The 21,801-nt window shown below is 61.3% G+C and carries 21 protein-coding genes and 1 pseudogene; 16 read left to right on the top strand and 6 right to left on the bottom strand.

Going from position 1 to position 21,801, the window contains the following annotated elements; all coding sequences use genetic code 11:
• Positions 1–16: 16 nt before the first annotated feature.
• The 10 genes from AB4N33_RS27305 (at position 17) to AB4N33_RS27260 (ending at position 8,816) form a co-directional block, all read left to right on the top strand.
• On the top strand, positions 17–931 hold the full coding sequence (locus AB4N33_RS27305) for a glutamate/aspartate ABC transporter substrate-binding protein (protein WP_460121309.1): 915 nt from the start codon (positions 17–19) through the stop codon (positions 929–931).
• A gap of 193 nt (positions 932–1,124) precedes the next feature.
• Positions 1,125–1,871, top strand: a complete 747-nt coding sequence (locus AB4N33_RS27300; RefSeq protein WP_460121307.1) for an amino acid ABC transporter permease — start codon at positions 1,125–1,127, stop codon at positions 1,869–1,871.
• Positions 1,871–2,542, top strand: a complete 672-nt coding sequence (locus AB4N33_RS27295) for an amino acid ABC transporter permease (RefSeq protein WP_460121305.1) — start codon at positions 1,871–1,873, stop codon at positions 2,540–2,542. Before AB4N33_RS27300 ends, AB4N33_RS27295 begins: the two co-directional genes overlap by 1 nt.
• On the top strand, positions 2,539–3,273 hold the full coding sequence (locus AB4N33_RS27290; RefSeq protein WP_460121303.1) for an amino acid ABC transporter ATP-binding protein: 735 nt from the start codon (positions 2,539–2,541) through the stop codon (positions 3,271–3,273). The genes AB4N33_RS27295 and AB4N33_RS27290 overlap by 4 nt, the downstream gene beginning before the upstream one ends.
• Before the next feature lie 164 nt (positions 3,274–3,437).
• A complete protein-coding gene (aauS, locus tag AB4N33_RS27285) occupies positions 3,438–5,339 on the top strand; it encodes a two-component sensor histidine kinase AauS (RefSeq protein WP_460121302.1) in 1,902 nt (633 codons plus the stop codon).
• The gene (aauR, locus tag AB4N33_RS27280; protein ID WP_460121300.1) at positions 5,336–6,664 is read left to right on the top strand and encodes a two-component response regulator AauR; all 1,329 of its coding nucleotides are present in this window, start codon (positions 5,336–5,338) and stop codon (positions 6,662–6,664) included. Before aauS ends, aauR begins: the two co-directional genes overlap by 4 nt.
• A gap of 8 nt (positions 6,665–6,672) precedes the next feature.
• Entirely contained in the window at positions 6,673–7,002 is a 330-nt protein-coding gene (locus AB4N33_RS27275) for a GlpM family protein (protein ID WP_476458854.1), read from the top strand.
• Positions 7,003–7,109: 107 nt separating this feature from the next.
• Positions 7,110–8,030 carry an arginase family protein gene (locus tag AB4N33_RS27270; RefSeq protein WP_460121298.1) on the top strand — a complete coding sequence of 307 codons (921 nt, stop codon included), beginning with the start codon at positions 7,110–7,112 and terminating at the stop codon, positions 8,028–8,030.
• Positions 8,027–8,401 carry a DMT family transporter gene (locus tag AB4N33_RS27265; RefSeq protein ID WP_460121296.1) on the top strand — a complete coding sequence of 125 codons (375 nt, stop codon included), beginning with the start codon at positions 8,027–8,029 and terminating at the stop codon, positions 8,399–8,401. The genes AB4N33_RS27270 and AB4N33_RS27265 overlap by 4 nt, the downstream gene beginning before the upstream one ends.
• Positions 8,402–8,411: 10 nt before the next feature.
• Positions 8,412–8,816, top strand: coding sequence for a DMT family transporter (locus tag AB4N33_RS27260; protein ID WP_460126562.1), 405 nt, complete (start codon positions 8,412–8,414; stop codon positions 8,814–8,816).
• Between the two features lie 97 nt (positions 8,817–8,913).
• Here AB4N33_RS27260 and AB4N33_RS27255 read toward each other — a convergent pair whose 3' ends face one another.
• Complete coding sequence (locus tag AB4N33_RS27255; RefSeq protein ID WP_460121294.1) at positions 8,914–9,780, bottom strand: fatty acid desaturase family protein; 867 nt, start codon at positions 9,778–9,780, stop codon at positions 8,914–8,916.
• A 72-nt stretch (positions 9,781–9,852) separates the two neighbouring features.
• A complete protein-coding gene (locus AB4N33_RS27250; protein ID WP_460121293.1) occupies positions 9,853–10,614 on the bottom strand; it encodes a MipA/OmpV family protein in 762 nt (253 codons plus the stop codon).
• A 229-nt stretch (positions 10,615–10,843) separates the two neighbouring features.
• On the opposite strand from AB4N33_RS27250, the gene AB4N33_RS27245 reads away from it, so the two are divergent.
• The 6 genes from AB4N33_RS27245 to AB4N33_RS27220 are packed head-to-tail and all read left to right on the top strand — an operon-like array spanning position 10,844 to position 18,152.
• The gene (locus tag AB4N33_RS27245; protein ID WP_460121291.1) at positions 10,844–11,554 is read left to right on the top strand and encodes an HAD-IB family phosphatase; all 711 of its coding nucleotides are present in this window, start codon (positions 10,844–10,846) and stop codon (positions 11,552–11,554) included.
• The gene (locus AB4N33_RS27240; RefSeq protein ID WP_460121290.1) at positions 11,547–12,941 is read left to right on the top strand and encodes an aspartate aminotransferase family protein; all 1,395 of its coding nucleotides are present in this window, start codon (positions 11,547–11,549) and stop codon (positions 12,939–12,941) included. Before AB4N33_RS27245 ends, AB4N33_RS27240 begins: the two co-directional genes overlap by 8 nt.
• Positions 12,938–13,819 carry an alpha/beta hydrolase gene (locus AB4N33_RS27235; RefSeq protein WP_476458628.1) on the top strand — a complete coding sequence of 294 codons (882 nt, stop codon included), beginning with the start codon at positions 12,938–12,940 and terminating at the stop codon, positions 13,817–13,819. The genes AB4N33_RS27240 and AB4N33_RS27235 overlap by 4 nt, the downstream gene beginning before the upstream one ends.
• A 42-nt stretch (positions 13,820–13,861) precedes the next feature.
• The gene (locus AB4N33_RS27230) at positions 13,862–14,989 is read left to right on the top strand and encodes a GNAT family N-acetyltransferase (protein WP_476458627.1); all 1,128 of its coding nucleotides are present in this window, start codon (positions 13,862–13,864) and stop codon (positions 14,987–14,989) included.
• 6 nt (positions 14,990–14,995) lie between these two features.
• Positions 14,996–16,771 carry a sensor histidine kinase gene (locus tag AB4N33_RS27225; RefSeq protein WP_460121284.1) on the top strand — a complete coding sequence of 592 codons (1,776 nt, stop codon included), beginning with the start codon at positions 14,996–14,998 and terminating at the stop codon, positions 16,769–16,771.
• Positions 16,761–18,152, top strand: coding sequence for a sigma-54-dependent transcriptional regulator (locus tag AB4N33_RS27220; protein ID WP_476458626.1), 1,392 nt, complete (start codon positions 16,761–16,763; stop codon positions 18,150–18,152). The genes AB4N33_RS27225 and AB4N33_RS27220 overlap by 11 nt, the downstream gene beginning before the upstream one ends.
• A gap of 42 nt (positions 18,153–18,194) precedes the next feature.
• Here AB4N33_RS27220 and AB4N33_RS27215 read toward each other — a convergent pair whose 3' ends face one another.
• From AB4N33_RS27215 to AB4N33_RS27200, 4 genes and pseudogenes are all read right to left on the bottom strand, one after another.
• Positions 18,195–18,971, bottom strand: coding sequence for a hypothetical protein (locus AB4N33_RS27215; RefSeq protein ID WP_476458625.1), 777 nt, complete (start codon positions 18,969–18,971; stop codon positions 18,195–18,197).
• Positions 18,972–19,098: 127 nt separating this feature from the next.
• Positions 19,099–19,794, bottom strand: a complete 696-nt coding sequence (locus AB4N33_RS27210; RefSeq protein ID WP_476458624.1) for a hypothetical protein — start codon at positions 19,792–19,794, stop codon at positions 19,099–19,101.
• Between the two features lie 101 nt (positions 19,795–19,895).
• Entirely contained in the window at positions 19,896–20,561 is a 666-nt protein-coding gene (locus AB4N33_RS27205) for a DsbA family oxidoreductase (RefSeq protein WP_460121277.1), read from the bottom strand.
• 69 nt (positions 20,562–20,630) lie between these two features.
• Positions 20,631–21,663 (bottom strand): annotated as a pseudogene (locus AB4N33_RS27200) (alpha/beta fold hydrolase).
• Positions 21,664–21,801: the final 138 nt, after the last annotated feature.

Below are 21,801 nucleotides of genomic sequence, written 5' to 3'. Positions count from 1 at the left end.
TGTCGAGGACAATTTGATGCGTATCGTTCCCCATATCCTGGGCGCAGCCATCGCTGCCGCTCTGATCAGCACTCCAGTTTTCGCCGCCGAGCTCACCGGCACCCTGAAGAAGATCAAAGAATCCGGCACGATTACCCTCGGCCACCGTGACGCTTCCATTCCTTTTTCCTACATCGTGGATGCTTCCGGCAAACCGGTCGGCTATTCCCACGACCTGCAGCTGAAAGTCGTTGATGCACTGAAAAAAGAGCTGGACCTGCCCAACCTGCAAGTCAAATACAACCTGGTGACCTCGCAAACCCGTATCCCGCTGGTGCAGAACGGCACCGTGGACCTGGAATGCGGCTCCACCACCAACAACGTCGAACGTCAGCAACAGGTTGATTTCTCCGTAGGCATCTTCGAAGTCGGCACCCGCCTGCTGTCCAAGAAAGATTCGGCCTACAAGGATTTCGACGACCTCAAAGGCAAGAACGTCGTCACCACCGCTGGCACCACGTCCGAGCGCATCCTCAAGGCCATGAACGCCGACAAGCAGATGGGTATGAACGTCATCTCCGCCAAAGACCACGGCGAGTCCTTCCAGATGCTGGAAAGCGGCCGCGCCGTCGCCTTCATGATGGACGACGTGCTGCTGGCCGGCGAAATGGCCAAGGCCAAAAAGCCTGCTGACTGGGCTGTAACCGGCACGCCGCAATCCTACGAAATCTACGGTTGCATGGTGCGCAAGGGCGACGAGCCATTCAAGAAGGTCGTGGATGACGCCATCAAGGCTACCTACGCATCGGGCGAGATCAACAAGATCTACGACAAGTGGTTCCTACAGCCGGTCCCGCCAAAAGGCGTGAACCTGCAATTCCCGATGAGCAACGAGCTCAAGGCTTTGATCGCCACCCCAACCGATAAAGCGGCTGACGACAAGAAATCCTGATTTCTGTCTAACCTTAACTCCTGAGAGGGCCATTGTCCTTTCAGGAGCTACTCCCTGCTGGCGTCAATCTGGAAACACTCGAACCGGTGGTTTGTCGAGCCGCTCGTGTGTGCCCGACCTTCAAGGTCGGGGTGGGAACGGAGCGTCCCCAAGCGGGCATTAGTACATCGATAAAATCCGAGGGGAGACCCTGATGAATTACAACTGGGACTGGGGCGTGTTCTTCAAGTCCACCGGCGTGGGCAGCGAGACGTATCTCGACTGGTTCATTTCCGGTCTGGGCTGGACCATCGCCATTGCCGTCGTGGCCTGGATCATCGCCCTGATACTGGGTTCGATCCTGGGCGTCATGCGCACCGTACCGAATCGCATCGTATCGGGCATCGCCACCTGCTACGTCGAAGTTTTCCGTAACGTGCCTTTGCTGGTACAGCTGTTCATCTGGTACTTCCTGGTGCCTGATTTGCTGCCGGCTGACCTGCAGGAATGGTACAAACAGGACCTGAACCCGACGACCTCGGCGTTCCTCAGCGTCATCGTGTGCCTGGGTCTGTTCACCGCCGCGCGGGTTTGCGAACAGGTGCGCACCGGTATCCAGGCGCTGCCCAAGGGCCAGGAAGCTGCCGCTCGCGCCATGGGTTTCAAGCTGCCGCAGATCTACTGGAACGTGCTGCTGCCCCAGGCCTACCGGATCATCATTCCGCCGCTCACGTCGGAATTTCTCAACGTCTTCAAGAACTCGTCCGTGGCATCCTTGATCGGCCTGATGGAGCTGCTCGCGCAGACCAAGCAGACCGCCGAGTTCTCGGCCAACCTGTTCGAAGCGTTCACCCTGGCCACGCTGATCTACTTCACCCTGAACATGAGCCTGATGCTGCTGATGCGCATGGTCGAGAAGAAAGTCGCCGTACCAGGCCTGATTTCCGCAGGGGGTAAATGATGGAATTCGACTTCTCGGGCATCGTCCCGGCAATTCCAGGCCTGTGGAACGGCATGGTCATGACCCTCAAACTGATGATCATGGGTGTCATCGGCGGGCTCATCCTGGGCACCGTTCTCGCGCTGATGCGCCTGTCCCACAGCAAACTGCTGTCCAACCTGGCTGGCGCCTACGTTAACTACTTCCGTTCGATCCCGCTGCTGCTGGTCATCACCTGGTTCTACCTGGCGGTGCCATTCGTACTGCGCTGGATCACCGGCGAAGACACCCCGATCGGCGCATTCGCCTCGTGCATCGTGGCTTTCATGATGTTCGAAGCCGCCTACTTCTGTGAAATCGTGCGCGCCGGCGTGCAGTCGATTCCCAAGGGGCAGATGGGTGCCGCGCAGGCGCTGGGCATGACTTACGGCCAGATGATGCGGTTGATCATCCTGCCGCAGGCGTTCCGCAAGATGACCCCGCTGTTGCTGCAGCAAAGCATCATCCTGTTCCAGGACACCTCGTTGGTCTACGCCGTCGGCCTGGTGGATTTCCTCAATGCTTCGCGCGCCAGTGGCGACATCATCGGTCGCTCCAATGAGTTCCTGATCTTCGCAGGTCTCGTTTACTTCATCATCAGCTTTGCCGCCTCGCAGCTGGTCAAGCGTCTGCAAAAAAGGTTCGCCGTATGATCTCTATCAAGAACATCAACAAGTGGTATGGGGACTTCCAGGTGCTGACCGATTGCAGCACCGAGGTCAAGAAAGGCGAAGTGATCGTGGTGTGCGGGCCGTCAGGTTCCGGCAAGTCGACCCTGATCAAGTGCGTCAACGCCCTGGAGCCGTTCCAGAAAGGTGACATCGTGGTCGATGGGACCTCCATCGCCAACCCGAAAACCGACCTGCCAAAGTTGCGTTCGCGCGTCGGCATGGTGTTCCAGCATTTCGAGCTTTTCCCGCACCTGACCATCACCGAAAACCTGACCATCGCGCAGATCAAGGTGCTGGGCCGCAGCAAGGAAGAGGCCACCAAGAAAGGCCTGCAACTGCTGGAGCGCGTCGGTCTCTCGGCGCACGCCCACAAGCATCCTGGGCAACTGTCCGGTGGCCAGCAACAGCGTGTGGCGATTGCCCGTGCGCTGGCGATGGACCCTATCGTCATGCTCTTCGACGAACCGACCTCGGCACTCGACCCGGAGATGGTCAACGAAGTGCTCGACGTGATGGTGCAATTGGCCCACGAAGGCATGACCATGATGTGTGTGACCCACGAAATGGGCTTCGCCCGCAAAGTGGCCGACCGCGTGATCTTCATGGACGCCGGCAAGATCATCGAGGACTGCCCGAAAGAGGAGTTCTTCGGTGACATCAGCCACCGTGCCGAACGCACCCAGCACTTCCTCAACAAGATCTTGCAGCACTAAAAGCACGCTCCCTCCCTCTCTGTAGGAGCGAGCACGCTCGCGATGGTCGTCAACGATAACGTTGGCTGCCTGATACCCCGTGGTGTCTGGTCCACCATCGCGAGCATGCTCGCTCCTACAGAGAGGAAGGGCGTGCAAGCGCTGGTTGACCCAAGGCATCTGTGATGAAATGCGACCCCACTCTTTATCGCGCCGCGCCGCCATCACTCGCCGTGAAACCCCGTCAGATCCGCCATTTGCTCCTGCCGCCGCTGATCATCGCGCTGATGATCGGACTGGGCTACCTCGGCTTCTGGCTCAGCGAACATTACGGCATCCGCAGCCTCAGCGAGAACGGCCAGCGCCAGCTTGAACTGCACGCCCGCGCCGTCGAGAGCGAGATCAGCAAATACACCTACCTGCCCAGTCTGCTGGAGCTCGAATCGAGCGTTTCCCGACTGCTGGCCGAGCCAACGCCGGAACACCGGCAAGTCGTCAACGATTACCTCGAAGGCCTGAACCGCCGCAGCCGCAGTCGGGCCATCTATGTGATGGACACCACCGGTCGCGTCATGGCCACCAGCAACTGGCGTGACGTCGACAGTTACCTGGGTGAAGACCTCTCCTTCCGCGCCTACTTCCAGAATGCCGTTCGTGGCCAGCCTGGCCGGTTCTATGGCATCGGCAGCACCAACGGCGAGCCGGGTTACTACCTGGCCCACGGCCTGGAAGAACACGGCAAGATCATCGGCGTAGCGGTGGTCAAGGTTCGTCTCGAAGCCATGGAAGAACGCTGGCAACGGGCGCGACTGGAGGCCTTTGTCAGCGACGAGAACGGCATCATCATTCTCTCGAGCGACCCCTCGCGGCGCCTGAAATCAGTGGTGCCACTGAGCGAAGACACCAAGGAAAAACTCGCCCGAAGCCTTCAGTACTACTGGTTCCCGCTGAACGAGCTGCAACCGCTGGCCCGGGAAAAACTGGCCGAGGGCGAGGAAAAGCTGACCTTCCCCGCCAACAGCGAAGTGGAGTCCGACGACGAGGACATCAGCTACCTTTCGCAAACCCGCCAATTGAGCGACACGCCGTGGAATTTCACCTTGCTCACGCCGTTGCAGGATCTGCGTCGCCAGGCCATTAACCAGGGTATTCTGGTGGCCGTGGCGTTTGCCCTCGTGGCGTTTCTGCTAATCGCCTGGAACGAGCGGCGCAAGGTCATTGCCACCCGTCTCGCCGCCCGCGAAGCCCTGCAGGAAGCCAACAATCAGCTCGAGCGTCGGATTACCGAACGCACCTCCGATCTACGCGCCAGCAACGAACGGCTCAAGGGCCAGATCCGCGAACGCCGCCATGCCGAAGAAACGCTGCGCCGCGCCCAGGATGAACTGGTGCAGGCCGGTAAACTCGCAGCCATCGGCCAGATGTCCACCAGCATCGCCCACGAACTGAACCAGCCACTGGCGGCGCTGCGGACCTTGTCCGGCAATACCGTGCGCTTCATGGAGCGTGGCCAACTGGACGTCGCCAGCACCAACCTCAAGACCATCAACGACCTTATCGACCGCATGGGGCGCATCACCGCCAGCCTGCGCTCGTTCGCCCGGCGCGGTGACGACCAAGGCCAGGCCTGCCTCGGCAAAGGCGTGGATGCGGCGTTGCAGTTGCTGGGTACCCGCGTCGAAAGCGCTCACCTGCAAGTGCATCGGCACTTTGAAGACGTACAGGTGCAGATCGACCAGACCCGCCTGGAGCAGATCCTGGTCAACCTGATCGGCAACGCCCTCGACGCCATGCTGGCCCAGCCGCTGCCGGAGCTGTGGCTGGAAGGTGAAGCGCTGGAAGGCAAATATCGCCTGCGTGTGCGCGACAACGGTCACGGCATCGACATCGATGCACGCAAGCACCTGTTCGAACCTTTTTTCACCACCAAACCCGGCGAACAGGGCCTCGGGCTTGGCCTGACCCTGTCCGCCAGCCTGGCAGCTGCCACCGGCGGGCACCTGGATGTCGAGCATCCGGCCAGTGGTGGCACCAGTTTCGTCCTCAGTTTACCGTTGGTAAGCCCTACTCCTGCCGAGCCAATATGAACAACGACCTTAGTGTGCTGATCGTCGAAGACGACCCCCATGTGCTGCTCGGCTGCCAGCAGGCGCTGAGCCTGGAGGACATTCCCTGCATCGGCGTGACCTGCGCCGAGGACGCCCTGGAGCGGGTCGGCGAAAACTTTGCCGGCATCGTCATCAGTGACATTCGCCTGCCGGGCATCGATGGCCTCGAACTGCTGACCCGCCTCAAGGCGCGTGACCGAAGCTTGCCCGTGGTACTGATTACCGGCCACGGCGACATCTCCATGGCCGTCGGCGCGATGCAAAAAGGCGCCTACGATTTCATGGAGAAGCCCTTTTCCCCGGAACGCCTGGTGGACGTGGCCCGCCGCGCCCTGGAGCAACGCAGCCTGGCACGGGAGGTGTCGTCACTGCGTCGGCAATTGGCGGAGCGCGACTCGCTCGAAGGTCGGATCATCGGTCGCTCGCCCGCCATGCAGAACCTGCGGGAGCTGATCGCCAACGTCGCCGACACCTCGGCCAACGTGCTCATCGAAGGCGAGACCGGCACCGGCAAGGAACTGGTCGCCCGTTGCCTGCATGACTTCAGTCGCCGACACACCCGGCAATTCGTCGCCTTGAACTGTGGCGGGCTGCCGGAGAACCTGTTCGAAAGCGAAATTTTCGGCCACGAAGCCAATGCCTTCACCGGCGCCGGCAAACGACGCATCGGCAAGATCGAACACGCCGATGGCGGCACGCTGTTCCTCGACGAAGTGGAAAGCATGCCGCTGCCCTTGCAGATCAAACTGCTGCGAGTATTGCAGGAGCGCACACTGGAACGCCTCGGCTCGAACCAGAGCGTAGCGGTGGATTGCCGGGTGATTGCGGCCACCAAGTGCGATCTCGACGACTTGAGCCGCGCTGGCGATTTTCGTAGCGACCTGTATTACCGCCTCAACGTGGTCACACTGGAACTGCCACCGCTGCGCGAGCGCCGCGAAGACATCCTGCAACTGTTCGAGCATTTCCTGCAGCAGTCCTCCCTGCGCTTCGATCGCGCCGCACCGGAACTGGACAACCAGACCCTGTCGCACCTGATGAGCCACGACTGGCCAGGCAACGTGCGTGAGCTGCGCAACGTCGCCGAACGGTTCGCCCTCGGCCTGCCCGCCTTCAAGAAGGCCGGCCCCAGCGGCAGCACCCAGGGCCTGGCCTTCGCCGAGGCGGTGGAAGCCTTCGAGCGCAATCTGTTGGGCGAGGCCCTGCAACGCAGTGGCGGCAACCTGACCCAGGCCAGCCTGGAACTGGGCATGGCCAAGACCACTTTGTTCGACAAAGTGAAAAAGTACGGACTGAGCCACTGATGGACCTGATTCTCAAAGCGACCCTGGGCGCAGCGGTGGTGGTGATCCTCGCCACCCTGGCCAAGACCCGAAACTACTACATCGCGGGCCTGGTACCGCTGTTCCCGACCTTCGCGCTGATCGCCCACTACATCGTCGGCAAGGGCCGTTCGGTGGACGACCTGAAGACCACCATCGTGTTTGGCATGTGGTCGATCATTCCGTACTTCATCTACCTGGCGACGTTGTACGTGATGGTCGACCGCATGCGCCTGGAAGCGTCGCTGGCGGTGGCAGCTGTGGCGTGGTTGATGGCGGCGACGGTGCTGGTCAGCGTGTGGGTTCGGGTGCACGCCTGACACAAACGCTGGCCCGCCCCTTGCATTTACCCCGAAAAACCCGCCCGGCCGGCCCTCATGATGGATGAGGCCGGTGTCTGGATGGGTCTGCCAGGGTAATCACAACCTTGAACATTCTAGATCTCGACCATAGCCTGACCACCCAGGCGCCGATCGCGCGACTGCTCGAAAGCGGTCGCGCCAGGCGTCTGGACCTGCTCGACCTCGGCCCGAAACTGCGGCTCTGGTCCAGCGAACGCACTTGGCGCCGCTTCGCCGAACGCTTGCAACAACGGCCCCGGCACATCGGCCCGGCCCCGGAAATTTTCTTCATCGGCTCCGGTGACTATCACCACTTGACCCCGGCGTTCCTGAGCGACCTGCCCGAGCCAATCAGCCTTATTCATTTCGACAATCACCCCGACTGGGTGAGGTTTGCGCCGCGCCGCCATTGCGGCTCGTGGGTCAATCAGGCCCTCAAGCTGCCGAACGTCCGCCGGATCGTCACCCTGGGCCCATGCAGCGATGACCTGCAAAACCCGCAATGCAAGGGAGGCAACCTCGGCGCGCTCAAGCGCGGTACCCTGCAATTGTTCCCCTGGCAGCATCCGCCTTCGAAGGTCTGGGGACGGATCGGCGACGGTGCCGGGCACCGGCAGCAGGAAAACATGCTGCACTGGCGCAACCTGTCGACACTGGATTGGTCACGATTCCTCGACGCCCTGATCGCCGACCTGCCGACCGCAGCGGTGTGGATCACCATCGACAAGGACGTGCTCGCCAGCGAAGACGCCGCCACCAACTGGGATCAGGGCAGCATGCGCCTGTACCATATGCTGCAGGCCCTGCGCGCGCTGGCGGCGAGCAAACGCATCCTGGGCATCGACATCTGCGGGGAATATGCCCGCCCCGCTTTCAGCAACATGTTCAAACGCTGGGAAGCCAAGACCGATCAACCTCCGGCCGAGCGCTGGAGCGAGTCCGATATCCTGCGCAACTCGAGCACCAACCAGGCTTTGATCGAACTGTTCGAGGAGCTGTTTTCATGACCTTGACGGTGATTGCACTGGTGGCCCTGTCCATTGTTCTGGACGTCATTGGCCAGCTCTTTTTCAAACTCGGCCTGGACCGGATGCCGCAGCTGGAAGGCGGTTTTCGCCTGCGGCTGTTCTGGGGCCAGGTACTCAGCGCACCGATGCTATGGGGCGGGATCGGCGCCTACTTCATCGAATTTTTCGTCTGGCTGGCCGCCCTGTCGCGAGCGCCCCTGAGCCTGCTGTTCCCCGCTGCGGCATTGGCCTATTGCGGCGTGGTGCTGGCGGGCAAGCTGGTATTGGGCGAAACCGTCAGCCGCCGGCGTTGGCTGGGGACGCTGGTGATAACGGCGGGCGTCATGCTCGTGTGTGCCGGCCATGTCTGAGGCGCGCATGATGCAACAACCCTCCAATGCCCTGCACTGGCTGCATGGGCGCCTGGGCACCCTGGTGTTGTGGGCATTGCTGATCTTGCTCGAAAGCGGCGGGCAGATCGCCTCCAAGGTCGGCGGCGACCAACTGGGACAAATGGATTTCACCCTGCAATGGCTGCAGGACATCCTCCTGACCCCCGGCGTATGGGTCGCGGTCGGCTGCTACGTCGGCGCGTTTTTCGTCTGGATGCTGATATTGCGCCGAAGCAGCCTGTCGCTGGCCTTTCCCTTGAGTTCGCTGGTATTCATCGGCGTCTTGCTGGGGTCGTGGCTGGGATTGGGTGAACAGATCAGCGCGCTGCACTGGATGGGCGTGGCGGTGATCATGGGAGGCATCGCCCTGCTGGCCGAGGGGGAGGATAACTGAGACCTGACCGCCCCCCTGCGTAGGACGAGCTTGCTCGCGATGCAGCCCCCGATACCGCGGGCGTCCATCGCGAGCAAGCTCGCTCGTACAATTGCAATCAGGCGTCGTGATGGTTGATGAGGAAACCCAGCCCATGGGCCAGCGGGATGTCTTTAACGCCCGCCTCGCGTTGTTCCCGGGCAATTTGCCGGTGGAAGGCCTTGACCTTCGTCCAGTGCATTTTCGGCCGGTAATGGTGTTCTGCGTGATAACCGTTGTTCATCCACAATAGGTTGTAGAGCGGGCTATAGGCGCTGACACCCCAGGCGATGGGCAAATCGGGGTTGCCGCCAAAATGCTCGTAGTACCCATTGAGCGATGACAGCGCCTGCCCCAGATACCAGAACGGCAGCAACACCAGCACCGCCTGCCAGTCGTACGCCGCCAGCAGCAGGTAGAACAACACCGTCACGTAGATTTCCACCTTCACCCAACGGGCATTCTGCGGGTGTTTGCGGCGCATCTCGGTGAAAATGGGTTTGGGGTCGTCACGGAAAAAACTGAGGAAGGTGTACGCCCAGGGATTCTCGGGTTGCCCGTGCTTGCCGCGCTGGTAAATCGACAGCGGGTCCACGGTTTTACCCGAGGCATCAGGCCGGTCGGAGTTGCCTCGGTGATGCCGGTTGTGGATATCGCGATAAAGCGTCTGGGAAAAGCCGATGGTCACCGACAACAGCAGGTCAAAGGCACGGTTCATCCAGGCGCGAGTGAAGTAGGCATTGTGGATCTGGTTGTGCGAAATGCTGTTGATGCTCCACGACAGGCTGACGGCATAACCCAGTGCCAGCGGCACCAAGGCCCACCACGCCAGTGCAGGAAAGGCGGCAACCAGCCACAGGACGAAGGCGAAATGGGCAAGGCCCAAGGCTATGGGAATCAGATCCCACAGCGAATGGGCCAGCAGGCGATAAGCGGGACGAGCCATGAAGAACATCCTGGAGAAGTAAGGTCGACAGGGATGTTTGCAAACGCCAGACCAATTCACCGCCCCACACAATCAGTCGAATTTGTAGGCAATCGCAGCCTGTACCTGACCCTGGTTGGCATCGCCCACAGTCTTGACGATGGTGCTGTCTGCCGCCGAGCGGGTCAGGTGTATCCAGCTGGCACTGGTCAATAGCGACCAATGGGCGGCCAGCGGGAATTCGAAGCTCTGGGTCAGGGCCACATTCTGCAAGCCGCCCGAGGCGTTGTAAGCGCGAATGCCCGAGGCCTGTGCCTCGCCGTCACTGACTCCGAAGAACGTCTGGGTGCCCTGAGCGTCGGCAAAATGCGCAGTCAGGTTGGTGCTGCCAATCACGCCAGCGCCCAGCGGGTAACCGATCTCGCCGCCCACCCGGCCGAACACTCCGCCCTGGCCGCTGCCACCGCCGACGGCCTGGCCGAGCGATGCGAACACCCGCCAGAAGTCGGCCGGGGCGTATTGCACGAACCCGCCTGCTTCGGCCATGTCCGGCACATCGCGCAGACCGCGCAACTCATGGTTCGCGGTACGCCCCGGCAGGTAATTGAGGTATGGCCCGGCGCTGAGTCCGCTGCTGTTCACGGCGTTCCAGGTCAGGCCATCGTCGGTGCTCAGGCTGACATCGCCGAAGCCCAGATCGAGGTAAGGCACAGGCCGCGTTTCGTAGCGGCTACCGGTCGGGTCATGGGGCTGATACCCCAGGCCCAGGCCCGCCTCACCGGTGATGCCGCCTGCGCGGGCGCCCCCGGCCAGGCAACTGAGCGCGATCAACAATGCTCGCATTTTGTTCGACATCACGTCATTCCTCTTCCGAACCTGCGCGCATCAATCCCCCGACAGCCCCGTTCGCGCAAGCACTCATGTTGTTTGTAGCAAGCTACAAAATTTGTAGCTGCGCCTCACCCAAACACAGCTCAGCCTCCGCCATTACTGGGTCTGGTGCACTTGGCACAGTCCCTGCTCCCTCCCCTGCCAAGCGCAGACAGCGCATCCCACAACTGCCATGACCAACAGGTAAATGCAGATGATTGACTGGCATATCGTGTGTGACTTCGACGGCACCATCACCCCCACCGACGTGATCGACAGCATCCTGGGGCGCTTCGCCGACCCCAGCTGGGAAACGATCGAAAACGAATGGCTGCAAGGCACTATCGGTTCACGGGAATGCCTCAGCCGCCAGCTTGCGCTGATCAAGGCCACGCCGGCGCAATTGCTCGAGTTCTTTGACAGCGTCGAGATCGACCCGGATTTTCCCGACTTCGTCGACCACGTGATCGGCCTGGGCGCCACCGTGGAAGTGGTAAGCGACGGCATCGAGCAGGGCATCGCGCGGATCCTGTCGCGCAACTACGTCACGCTCCTGCCGATACTCGCCAACCGCCTGCGCCAGGTAGAGCACAACCAGTGGCGCATCGATTTCCCTTATGCCAGCGATGCCTGCCGCGCCGCCTCCGGCAACTGCAAATGCAAATCCACGCCCCGGAGCAAACGCGTGTTGGTGATCGGCGATGGCCAGTCCGACATGTGCGTAGCAGCCACCGCCGACTTCGTCTTCGCCAAGGGCCGCTTGGTCGAGTACTGCGAGCGCAACGGCATCGCCCACGCACGTTTCGACCGCTTTGCCGAGCTGCCGCAATTGCTTGCCCGGTTGCCAGTGGCGCGCTCGGCCAACGCCCTTTCGTTCAACACCGACACCCTTTCTGAAACACAGGAAACCCTACACCATGTCTGATACCCGCATCGCCACCGCCGAAGACCAGATCCTCCTGGAAAAGGAAGCCAGGTACTGCTCCTATGGCGACACCGTCCACTATATCGAGCCGCCGCGCATTTTCAGTCGCTGCGAAGGCTCCTATGTCTGGGACACCGAAGACCAGGCCTACCTGGACCTGCAAATGTGGTATTCGGCGGTCAACTTCGGTTACGCCAACCCACGCCTGAACAACGCGTTGAAACAGCAGATCGACACCCTTCCGCAAATCGCCAGCCAGTACCTGCACAAGGGCAAGATCGAGCTGTCGGAAATGATCGCGGTGGACGCCAAAAAGAAATTCGGCCTGGACGGTCGCGTGCACTTCAACGTCGGAGGTTCGCAGTCAATCGAGGATTCGCTCAAGGTGGTACGCAACGCCAGCAATGGCAAAAGCCTGATGTTCGCCTTCGAAGGCGGCTACCACGGGCGTACGCTCGGTGCCTCGTCGATCACCTCCAGCTACCGCTACCGTCGCCGCTACGGCCATTTTGGCGAGCGCGCACAATTCATCCCGTTTCCCTATCACTTCCGTGGACCCAAGGGCATGACCAAGGAAGAGTACGGCAGCCACTGCGTGCAGCAATTCGCTCGCCTGTTCGAGACCGAATACAACGGTGTCTGGGACCCGAAGGTCGGCGCCAGCGAATACGCGGCGTTCTATGTCGAACCGATCCAGGGCACCGGTGGCTACGTGATCCCGCCGATGAACTTCTACAGCGAACTCAAGCACGTGCTCGACCAGCACGGCATCCTGCTGGTGGTCGATGAAATCCAGATGGGCTTCTACCGCACCGGCAAGCTGTGGTCGATCGAGCACTTCGACGTCAAGCCCGACGTGATCGTCTTCGGCAAGGCGCTGACCAACGGCCTCAACCCCCTGGGCGGCATCTGGGCCAAGGAAGAGTTGATCAACCCGAAAGTCTTCCCGCCTGGCTCGACCCACTCGACCTTCGCCTCCAACCCCCTGGGCACCGCCGTGGGCCTGGAAATGTTCAAGATGACCAGCGAAGTGGACTACGGTGCGATGGTCATGAACAAGGGCCGGTATTTCCTCGAAGGCCTGCAGGACCTGAAGAAGCGCTACCCGATCATCGGTGATGTCGATGGCCTGGGCCTCGCGCTGCGTTGCGAGATCTGCGCGCCGGATGGCTTTACACCGGACAAGGCCACCCTGGACTTCATGGTCGAGGAAGGCATGAAGGGCGACATCGAGATCGACGGCCGGCGCCTGGGTCTGATTCTCGACGTGGGTGGCTACTACAAGAACGTCATCACCCTGGCCCCATCCCTGGAAATCAGCTACCCGGAAATCGACCTGGGCATCGCCCTGCTCGACCGCCTGCTGGCACGAGCGATGAAACGATGAACGAACACGGGATCGACATGGGCGAAGGCAACGCCGGTTTCGTTCTCGGCTCGGGTGAGGTCGCGGTGCTGTTGATCCACGGCCTCACCGGCACCCCGACGGAGTTGCGTCGGGTGGCCGCGGGCCTGGCCAAGGCCGGGTGCACAGTCTACGTGCCGACCCTGGCCGGGCACTGTGGGAACAATGCCGATTTGCAGGCCACCGGCTGGCGCGACTGGTATGAGGGCGTGCGCCGCACCTTCGTCGGCATCCGCGCGCGGCACCGCAAAGTGTTCGTCGGCGGCCTGTCAATGGGGGCGGTGATGTCCATGTACGTGGCCGCCGAGCATCCCGGACAAGTCGCCGGGCTGCTGATGTATTCCACGACACTCAAGTACGACGGCTGGAGCATTCACAAGCTGGCGTTCCTGACGCCCCTGCTGATGAAAATTCCGTTCGGTGTGCACATCTGCCGCTTCGAGGAGAAACCGCCTTACGGCATCAAGAATGAACGCTTGCGCGCCATCGTCGAACGGCAGATGAAAGAGGGTGAAAGCAGCCAGGCCGGCCTGTTGACCATGGAGGGTGTGACCGTGCGCGAATTGCACCGCATGAACGCCGTAGTGAAAAAACGCATGCCGTCCATCAACACCCCGGCGCTGGTCCTGCATTCAATCGAAGACGACATCACCAGCCGCTGGAATGCCGACTACGTGGAACGCAAGCTGGGTGGCGAAGTGGTAAAGATCCTCCTGGACGATTGCTACCACATGATCACCGTTGACCTGCAATACCGCCGCGTCGTAGAGCTGAGTGTCGACTTCATCGACCACCATCGCGCCCTTCAGCCCTCCCTACCCCAATGCATGCCAGCCCAGCCATTGCGGCAACTGGCGTGATCCAACGGCAAAACGGCAAGCCTGGCCTACTAAGGAAGCGACGTGACCACCGCGCAAATTCTGTCATCCATCGAGGCGATTGATCGCGCCGCCTGGAATGCCTGCTTTCCCGATGAGCTCGAAGACTGGGCTTATTATCGAGCCGTGGAGCAAGCCGGCATTGAAGGCTTTCAATGGCGTTACCTGGCACTGTTCGAAGAGGGTCGGCTGATTGCGGCGGCGGTGGCGTTCACGACGGCCTACTCCCTGGACACCACGGTGCAGGGCCCGGCCAAGCGTTTGACTGAACGGCTGCAGCGATGGTGGCCCGGATTGTTCGACGTGCATCTGTATGCGCTGGGCTCCCCGGTGGCCGAGCGATGCCATGTCGGTATCGCCCCAGACATTGTTGCGGGGCGATGGCCTTCCCTGTTCGCTCGCCTGCTGGACCTCGCTCGTGAAGATGCCAACCGCGCCGGGATCGGCCTGCTCGCGGTCAAGGATGCCTCCCAGCTCCACCCACAGTGGCTCGCGGCATGCCGTGCGGCCGGCCTGCAAGGCATGTCCGGTTTACCCGGTGCCGAGCTGCCGATCACATTTGGCTCGGTAGACGCGTACCTGGGCAGCCTCGGCAAATCCACCCGCAAGGACCTGCGCCGCATCTTGCGCAAACAGGGCCCGCGCATCGAATGGCGCCGCTCTGTACATGACCTGCTTCCGCGCATGATGCCGCTGTACGAAGCGACCCTGGCCCGCAGCGACCTGAGCTTCGAGCGCCTGCCCGACGGCTATTTCCAGCAGGTGCTGGAACACTTGGGTGAGCGGGCTGCGTGCGCGCTTTACTGGGTCGACGATGAGCTGGTGGCGTTCAACCTTGTCCTGCTGGATCAACAGCGCATGATCGACAAGTTCTTCGCCCATGACCTGGATCGCACCCGCGATCACCAGCTTTACATGCGTAGCTGGTTGACCAATGTCAGCTACTGTATTGAGCACGGTATGACGCTCTACGCGTGCGGTCAGGCAGGCTATGCCAGTAAGCTGCGTCTGGGTTGTTCGTTCGTCGGCAACACCCTGTTCTTCCGTCATCGCAACCCGGTGCTCGATCACTTTCTGCGCCTGGTCAAACCCTTCATCCGCCCGGACCGTACCGACCCGGCCATGGCGGCTGCGATAAGTGAGCTGCAATAAGTCAACATGACCATTAAAGACCGCCGCGCCACCACCCGACCCTTCGCCCTTTCCGGTTGGAGCCTGCAACGCAAACTGGTGTTGGCATTCTGGCTGGTCAGCGTCATTCCGACCATGATCGCTGCCGAACTCGCGGCGACGACGCTGTCGCAAATATTCGAGAGCAACGTGCGCATATGGTTGCAGGAGTCGACCAAGATCGTCGAGGACGAGATCAGCGAAATCCTGCGGGACAACGCCAGGGTCGCGCAGTTGTTCCTGCGCTACACCCGCCCGTCCACGGATCGGGTGTCGGTGCGCCACGACAAGCTCAGTACCGACATTGCCGGGGCAATGGGCATCGACGTGGTGGCACTGATACGCAACAGCGATCGCAAAGTGATGTTCAGCAACGCCGCGGACGACATCGTGCGGCAGATCAGCACGGCACCCAAGGCCGTGCTGCAGACACTGCAAGTGGGGGGCGTGGCCACCGGCACCGTGATCTCGACCTTCGAAACGGAACAGGACAACGTCGACTACAAGCTGATCATCGGCACCTACCTGGACGACAGTTTCCTGACCAGCGTTGCCGATGTGCATTCCCTGGACCTGCGCCTGTACCTGGCCAGGGGTGATGAGCTGTCGGAAATTTTTTCCACCCAGCGCTTCGAGGATCACCCGGCCAGCGTGCCCAAGGGTATCGAACAATTGCTGCGTAGCAGCAAGCAACCCATTGAACAATCCACCAGCCGCTACAGCGGCATCTACCGGCCGATTCTCAATGAAAACGGTGAGCTGCAGGGCGTGGTCTTCAGCGGCCTGCTGCGCCACTCCACCCTGGTCGGGCTGGTGAACCAAAGCAACCTGTTCATCCTGATTTTCCTGCTCAGCACAGCGGCCTCGCTGGCGGTGGGCTGGCTGGTCTCGCAGCGCCTGACCAAGCCGTTGCGTGGGCTATCCAAGGGCGTACAGGCGGTCATTGCCGGGGACTATCGCCAGCGCCTGCCCGTCAGCGGTGGCGATGAACTGGCGGAATTGAGCAGTACCTTCAACCACATGAGCGAACGCCTCGGCGAGTTGCAGCACCTGGAATCGCAGTTACGGCGACGCGACCGCCTGCACGCGCTGGGCGAAGTCGCGATGGGCCTGGCCCATGAAATCCGTAACCCGCTGGGCATCATCAAGACCGCGACGCAACTGCTGCACCGGCGGGCCGACCTGCCGCAGACCGACAAACGACACCTGGAATACGTGGTCAGCGAAGTCAGTCGTATCAACGACCTGATCACCGACTTTCTCGACTTCGCCAAACCCAGCGCACCCATGCGCTCCACGCAACTGGCACGGCCACTGATGGATGAGCTGGCCGGGTTCTGCGCCCCGGAACTGGCCAGCCACAACATCGCCGTGCAGATCGACGACAGGGCCCCTGGCGCGACCCTGTATGCCGACCTTCGGCAAATCAAGCAGGCCGGCCTGAACCTGATCGTCAACGCCATCGACGCCATGCCCGAGGGCGGCCGCCTGACCCTGGGTATCAGTAGCGACCAGCACTACACTGTCATCAGCATCAGCGACACCGGCCAGGGCATCGAGGCCGACATGCTCGAACGGATGTTCACCCCGTTCGTTACGACCAAGGCCTCCGGCACCGGACTCGGACTGGCCAAGGTGTATTCGATCATGGAAAACCATGACGGGCACATCGAATGCGTCAGCGAAAAAGATGCCGGCGCCACCTTCAGCCTGTACATTCCGGCCAATAGTGAAGCATTCGACGAGGGTCGTGATGACGCATAACGTACTGGTGGTCGACGACGAGCCCAAGCTGTGCGACCTGCTGGCCTCGGCCCTGGGCCAGGGTGAGATCACAGTATTCACCGCGGGCAACGGTCTGCACGCCCTCAAGGTACTGGAGAGCGAGGACATCGACCTCGTAATCAGCGACTGGCGCATGCCCGGCATGGATGGCCCGCAACTGCTGGCGGAAATCAAGACTCGCTACCCGCAATTACCGGTGATCGTCATGACCGCCTACAGCACGGTGAAGAATGCTGTGCAGTCAATGCGCAACGGCGCCTTCGACTACATCGCCAAACCGTTCGACATCGATGAACTGGACATCACGGTCAGCAAGGCCCTGCAATTCCGAGACATACTCAAAGACAACCAGCGCATGCGCGCCGAACTCGACGAACATCAGCAGATCGACAGCCTGGTGGGCGACAGCCCGAGTTTTCGCCGGGTGCGCCAAGCGATCGACTCGGTGCGCGAAAGCAGCGCGACCATCCTGCTGACCGGCGAAAGCGGGACCGGCAAGGAAATGGTCGCCCGGGCCATCCACAAACACGGGAGTCGCGCCGACAAACCCTTCGTCGCAGTAAACTGTGCGGCGATCCCCGATGGGCTACTGGAAAGCGAAATGTTCGGCCACCGCAAAGGCGCCTTCACCGGCGCCGTGGCGGACCGCGTCGGGCGCTTCCAGCAAGCCGACAAGGGGACCCTGTTTCTCGATGAAATCGGCGAAATGCCACTAGCTCTGCAAGCGAAAATCCTGCGTGCCTTGCAAGAGCGGATCATCGAACCGGTGGGCGACCCCCGCGAACGCAAGGTGGATGTGCGGGTTATTGCTGCCACCAACAAAAACCTGCTGGACGCCGTGGCCAACAAGGAGTTTCGCGAGGACCTGTATTACCGTCTCAACGTCTTCCCCATCCCGTTGCCAGCCCTGCGTGAAAGGGTCGAGGACATTGCCTCGCTGGCCCGGCACTTTGCCAATACCCTGGGCGCCGCCGCGGGCAAACGTTTCACTGGCTTCAGCGCAGAGGCGTTGCAGGCCATGGCCAATTATTCGTGGCCGGGCAATATCCGCGAGCTGCAAAACTGCGTGGAGCGCGCCACCATCGTTGCGTCCGGTGCGGTAATCGAAGAACACGACCTGCCGGCCTATCTGTTCGGCACACAAACGCTGGGCAACAGCGCGCCGCTTGCCGACGCCAACGGCGTGCCAGCCGACCTCGACACGGCCCTGGCGGAAGTGGAAAAGGCCTATATTCTTGCGGCGTTGCAACAGAGCAACGGCGTGCAGGCTGCCGCTGCGCAATTGATCGGGATCACCGAGCGCAGTTTCTGGTATCGCTTGAAAAAACTTGGCATTCATGTGGACAAGATCGTGCGCTGACAGCGAGGGCCGTTTCCAGGCTCGACCCGGAAACGGCCCGGATTACCGCCCGTACACCTTCTGCAACTGCGCCTGGGTCAGTGCATCTTCAAAGGGCACCGGCACCGACTTCACCGCGCCATACAGGTTGCGGTAGCGCCAATAACTGCCCTGGTTGGCCAATTGATAACCGCGCTCGACCACCCGCTGACCATCCAGCACATAGCGCAGGGTTTCCTGGGCGGCCTCCGGCGGCGCCGGCAGCATCAGGTCGGCGGCCAGCACGCGCATGGACTCGTCGATGCACTCATCGAGCACCGCCGTGACCTTGGCCAGTTCCAGGCTGCCGTCGTCGATGCATTGCTTGCCGCAACGACGGATCGGCTGGCTGGCCACTTCGATGCGCATGCGGTACAGCGCGGAACCTGCGATGTCCTGGACCTGCACCTGATTGACCAATATGAAACTGCCACGGTCCGGGGTCAGCATCAGCTTGGGCTCGATCAGCAGCCGCGCGGTGACGGCGCCCTCGCCCTGCTTCAACCCGGCCACTTGCGACGCCTGTTGATAACGCTGTTGCAAGCGTTCCTGCAATGGCACGCCGGCCAGCAGATCGGCCATCGGCCGCGCTTCCTTCAACGCCACATTTTCTGCATCGCGCTGCAAGCTGCCGCTGCCCATCTGGGTGTTGATCAGGCTCGCCACAAGCAGCCCGGCCAACCCGGCAGTGTTGCCGGAGTTGGCGATCAGGTTGTGGCTCGAAGACGCGGCATCCTGTGCCACCTTGGCATCGATCACCGTGCTGGCCCCGACAAATGCCTGTGGCAGTTGCAGGTCCACTTTCAGCCCGTGGGCCTGGACATAGGGTGCTGCACCCTGGGAGCGGAAACCGGCTTCAGGGGCCGGTTTCTGCGCACACCGGCCAGCATCAACAGCAGCGATGCCGCCACTACGCGCAACGAACCGTTCATTGTTCGAACGGCGTGATCATTTGCTGACGGCTGGTATCCAAGGCCTGGTAGAAGGCGTTGGACAGGTTGGTATAGGTCGGCTCGTCCCACTCGCCCTGGGCGGCTTGCACCACGGCAAAAGGTTTGAACCACAGCAGCTTGTTGTCCGCCAGATCGACCACCATGCCCTGCCCGGTCACTTGGGCCATCGGTACGCTGGTCGGCACAAAGCCGTAATAGCTGCGGGTGGCGCCAGTGGCAAAGACGTTTACCAGCAACAACCGATCAACGCCGTAGGTGGCCTTGAGCGGGGTCAGGTCGCGCACGGTATAACCTTCACGGAAACTGATTTTCTTGTAGGACTCCAGGTTGACCGGCTCGTTGATGCGTTTGACCTTGTAGCCCTTGGCCTCGAGCTTGGCGACGATGACATCGGGCAACGTGTTGAGGTCGCGCACCTGCCATTTTTCGACGTTGTCACTGAGCTTGCTGTTCACGCCCTTGTTGATGGCGTAATCGAGAATCCCCTGGTTGCCGGTCAGGGCCAGCACTGGCGGTGGCACTACCGTGATGGCCACACCGACGGTCGGCTCCTTGGCATCCCAGAATTGTTGATCCAGCGGCACTGGGGGTTGAATGTTGGCGCAGCCGGTGAGGGTCAGGCAGGCGAGCAAAGTGAGCGCCGCCCACGTACGAAAAGCTTGAAAGGTCATGAATCAAATCCCTATGAATTGAAAACGTCGCTGTCTGTATCGGCAGCGACGGCATCCCTCAATAGTGGCACATTGACATATTTCCTTTCAACCTCTCGGGATCAGCGGTCAGCGTTCGTCTGCGCTTCACTGATGATCTGACGAATCGCCCCGACGAACGTCTCCACTGGCTGCCCACCCGTAACCGCGTATTGGCCGTTGAACACCACCGTCGGCACCGAACTCACCCCTCGGGACAACCACAGTTGTTCTTCTTCGCGGACCTCGCCCGCGTACTCATCCGAAGCCAGGATAGCTTCGGCCCGTTGCGCGTCGAGGCCGACACTTTGCGCGATCAGAGCCAACTGGCCGTGGTCGGACGGATTGCCGCCGTCGCTGAAATACGCCTTGAACAACGCTTCCTTCAAATTGAACTGCAACCCTTCCAGCCCGGCCCAGTAGAGCAAGCGGTGCGCGTCAAAGGTGTTGTAGATGCGGCTGTTGCCATCCGTGCGAAAGGCAAACCCGACCTCGGCGCCACGGGCACGGATCATTTCGCGATTCTTCTGCGATTGTTCGGGCGTGGAGCCATATTTTTCACTGATGTGTTCGGTAATGTTCTGCCCTTCGGCGCCCATCTTCGGATTGAGTTCGAACGGCTGGAAGCGGATCTCGGCCTGCACTTCATCACCCAGCTCTTCCAGGGCCCGGGTCAGGCCGTACAGGCCGACGACGCACCAGGGGCAGGACACGTCGCTGACGAAATCGATTTTCAGGGGAGTGCTCATCACGGACCTCGCAGGGGGCAAAGTCCAAACATACACCCGGCTCCCCTGTAGGAGCGAGCTTGCTCGCTCCTACAGGGGCAGTGGCTGCGTTGCGGTAATCTGCGCCCAATGCGAGGTGTCCTCGCGATGCGCCTGCAAGTACGGCAACACTGCCGCCAGCAGCGGCGCCTTGAAGGCTTCCTGGAAGCGATGGGCCAGACCGGGGATCAGGCGCAACTGGCTGCCCTGGATATGCGCGGCCAGATGCACGCCGTGCATGACCGGCAGCAACGGATCGGCCGTGCCATGCACCACCAGCGTCGGCACGCGCAACTGATTGAGCAGCGCCACCCGACTCGGTTCGGCGAGAATCGCCATGATCTGGCGTTTCACGCCTTCGGGGTTGAAGGCACGGTCATAGGCCACGGCCGCCTGCTGCAACAAGGCCTGGCGATCATCGCTCACCGTCGGGCTGCCCAGTGCCGCAAGCAAATCGGCCTGTTGCTCCAGCGCGACCTGGCGATTCGGTGCGCCACGACGCGACAGCAATTGCACCAGCGCTGCACTCGGTGCCGGCAGGCCTTCGGCGCCGGAGGTGGTCATGATCAAGGTCAGGCTTTCCACCCGCTGCGGCGCCATGGCCGCCATGTGCTGGGCGATCATCCCACCCATGCTCGCACCCAACACGTGGAACTGTTCGATGTGCAGGGCATCCATAAGGCCCAGCGCATCGTCGGCCATGTTCGTCAGCGAATACGGTGCCGCCACCGGCAGGCCCAGTTTGTAGCGAAGCACTTCAAAGGTCAGGTTGGCGTCGATGGGCGCCTGACGCCAGGGTCGAGAGCCCGACATCGCGATTGTCGTATCGAATCACCCGAAACCCCTGCTGGCACAGCGCAACCACCACCTCATCCGGCCAGTGAATCAACTGTCCACCCAGGCCCATCACCAGCAGCAACGCGGGGTCCGAGGCACGACCGATGCTCTGGTACGCCAGGCTCACCTGCGCCAGATCGACCCGTTCGGTCGCAACGTTGACATCGCATCGAGACGCCGCCAGAGATGGCAGGCCGAACAACAACGCGGCCACAAAAACCGCGGTGGAAAAAAATCGTGCACACATGAAAAAACACCGAAACGCAGAACCCCAGTAGAGCGCGAGTCTGATGAAGTTCGTTCAAGCGCGCTACCACAGTTGCGTGACAGTTTGATGAAGATTGCCCAGCGGTCGTCTGCGCGTCTGCGCCTGCCGTCATAACTA

Source organism: Pseudomonas sp. S1_E05 (genome assembly GCF_056337105.1).
The sequence above is the reverse complement of the archived record's forward strand: the minus strand, read 5'-3'. Positions and strand labels throughout refer to the sequence as shown.

Bases quoted from the DNA above. Each gene is read 5' to 3' on its own strand.
- AB4N33_RS27305 (WP_460121309.1), top strand. From the start codon at position 17: ATGCGTATCGTTCCCCATATCCTGGGCGCAGCCATCGCTGCCGCTCTG.
- AB4N33_RS27300 (WP_460121307.1), top strand. From the start codon at position 1,125: ATGAATTACAACTGGGACTGGGGCGTGTTCTTCAAGTCCACCGGCGTG.
- AB4N33_RS27295 (WP_460121305.1), top strand. From the start codon at position 1,871: ATGGAATTCGACTTCTCGGGCATCGTCCCGGCAATTCCAGGCCTGTGG.
- AB4N33_RS27290 (WP_460121303.1), top strand. From the start codon at position 2,539: ATGATCTCTATCAAGAACATCAACAAGTGGTATGGGGACTTCCAGGTG.
- aauS (WP_460121302.1), top strand. From the start codon at position 3,438: ATGAAATGCGACCCCACTCTTTATCGCGCCGCGCCGCCATCACTCGCC.
- aauR (WP_460121300.1), top strand. From the start codon at position 5,336: ATGAACAACGACCTTAGTGTGCTGATCGTCGAAGACGACCCCCATGTG.
- AB4N33_RS27265 (WP_460121296.1), top strand. From the start codon at position 8,027: ATGACCTTGACGGTGATTGCACTGGTGGCCCTGTCCATTGTTCTGGAC.
- AB4N33_RS27260 (WP_460126562.1), top strand. From the start codon at position 8,412: ATGCAACAACCCTCCAATGCCCTGCACTGGCTGCATGGGCGCCTGGGC.
- AB4N33_RS27255 (WP_460121294.1), bottom strand. From the start codon at position 9,780: ATGGCTCGTCCCGCTTATCGCCTGCTGGCCCATTCGCTGTGGGATCTG.
- AB4N33_RS27250 (WP_460121293.1), bottom strand. From the start codon at position 10,614: ATGTCGAACAAAATGCGAGCATTGTTGATCGCGCTCAGTTGCCTGGCC.
- AB4N33_RS27245 (WP_460121291.1), top strand. From the start codon at position 10,844: ATGATTGACTGGCATATCGTGTGTGACTTCGACGGCACCATCACCCCC.
- AB4N33_RS27240 (WP_460121290.1), top strand. From the start codon at position 11,547: ATGTCTGATACCCGCATCGCCACCGCCGAAGACCAGATCCTCCTGGAA.
- AB4N33_RS27235 (WP_476458628.1), top strand. From the start codon at position 12,938: ATGAACGAACACGGGATCGACATGGGCGAAGGCAACGCCGGTTTCGTT.
- AB4N33_RS27225 (WP_460121284.1), top strand. From the start codon at position 14,996: ATGACCATTAAAGACCGCCGCGCCACCACCCGACCCTTCGCCCTTTCC.
- AB4N33_RS27220 (WP_476458626.1), top strand. From the start codon at position 16,761: ATGACGCATAACGTACTGGTGGTCGACGACGAGCCCAAGCTGTGCGAC.
- AB4N33_RS27210 (WP_476458624.1), bottom strand. From the start codon at position 19,794: ATGACCTTTCAAGCTTTTCGTACGTGGGCGGCGCTCACTTTGCTCGCC.
- AB4N33_RS27205 (WP_460121277.1), bottom strand. From the start codon at position 20,561: ATGAGCACTCCCCTGAAAATCGATTTCGTCAGCGACGTGTCCTGCCCC.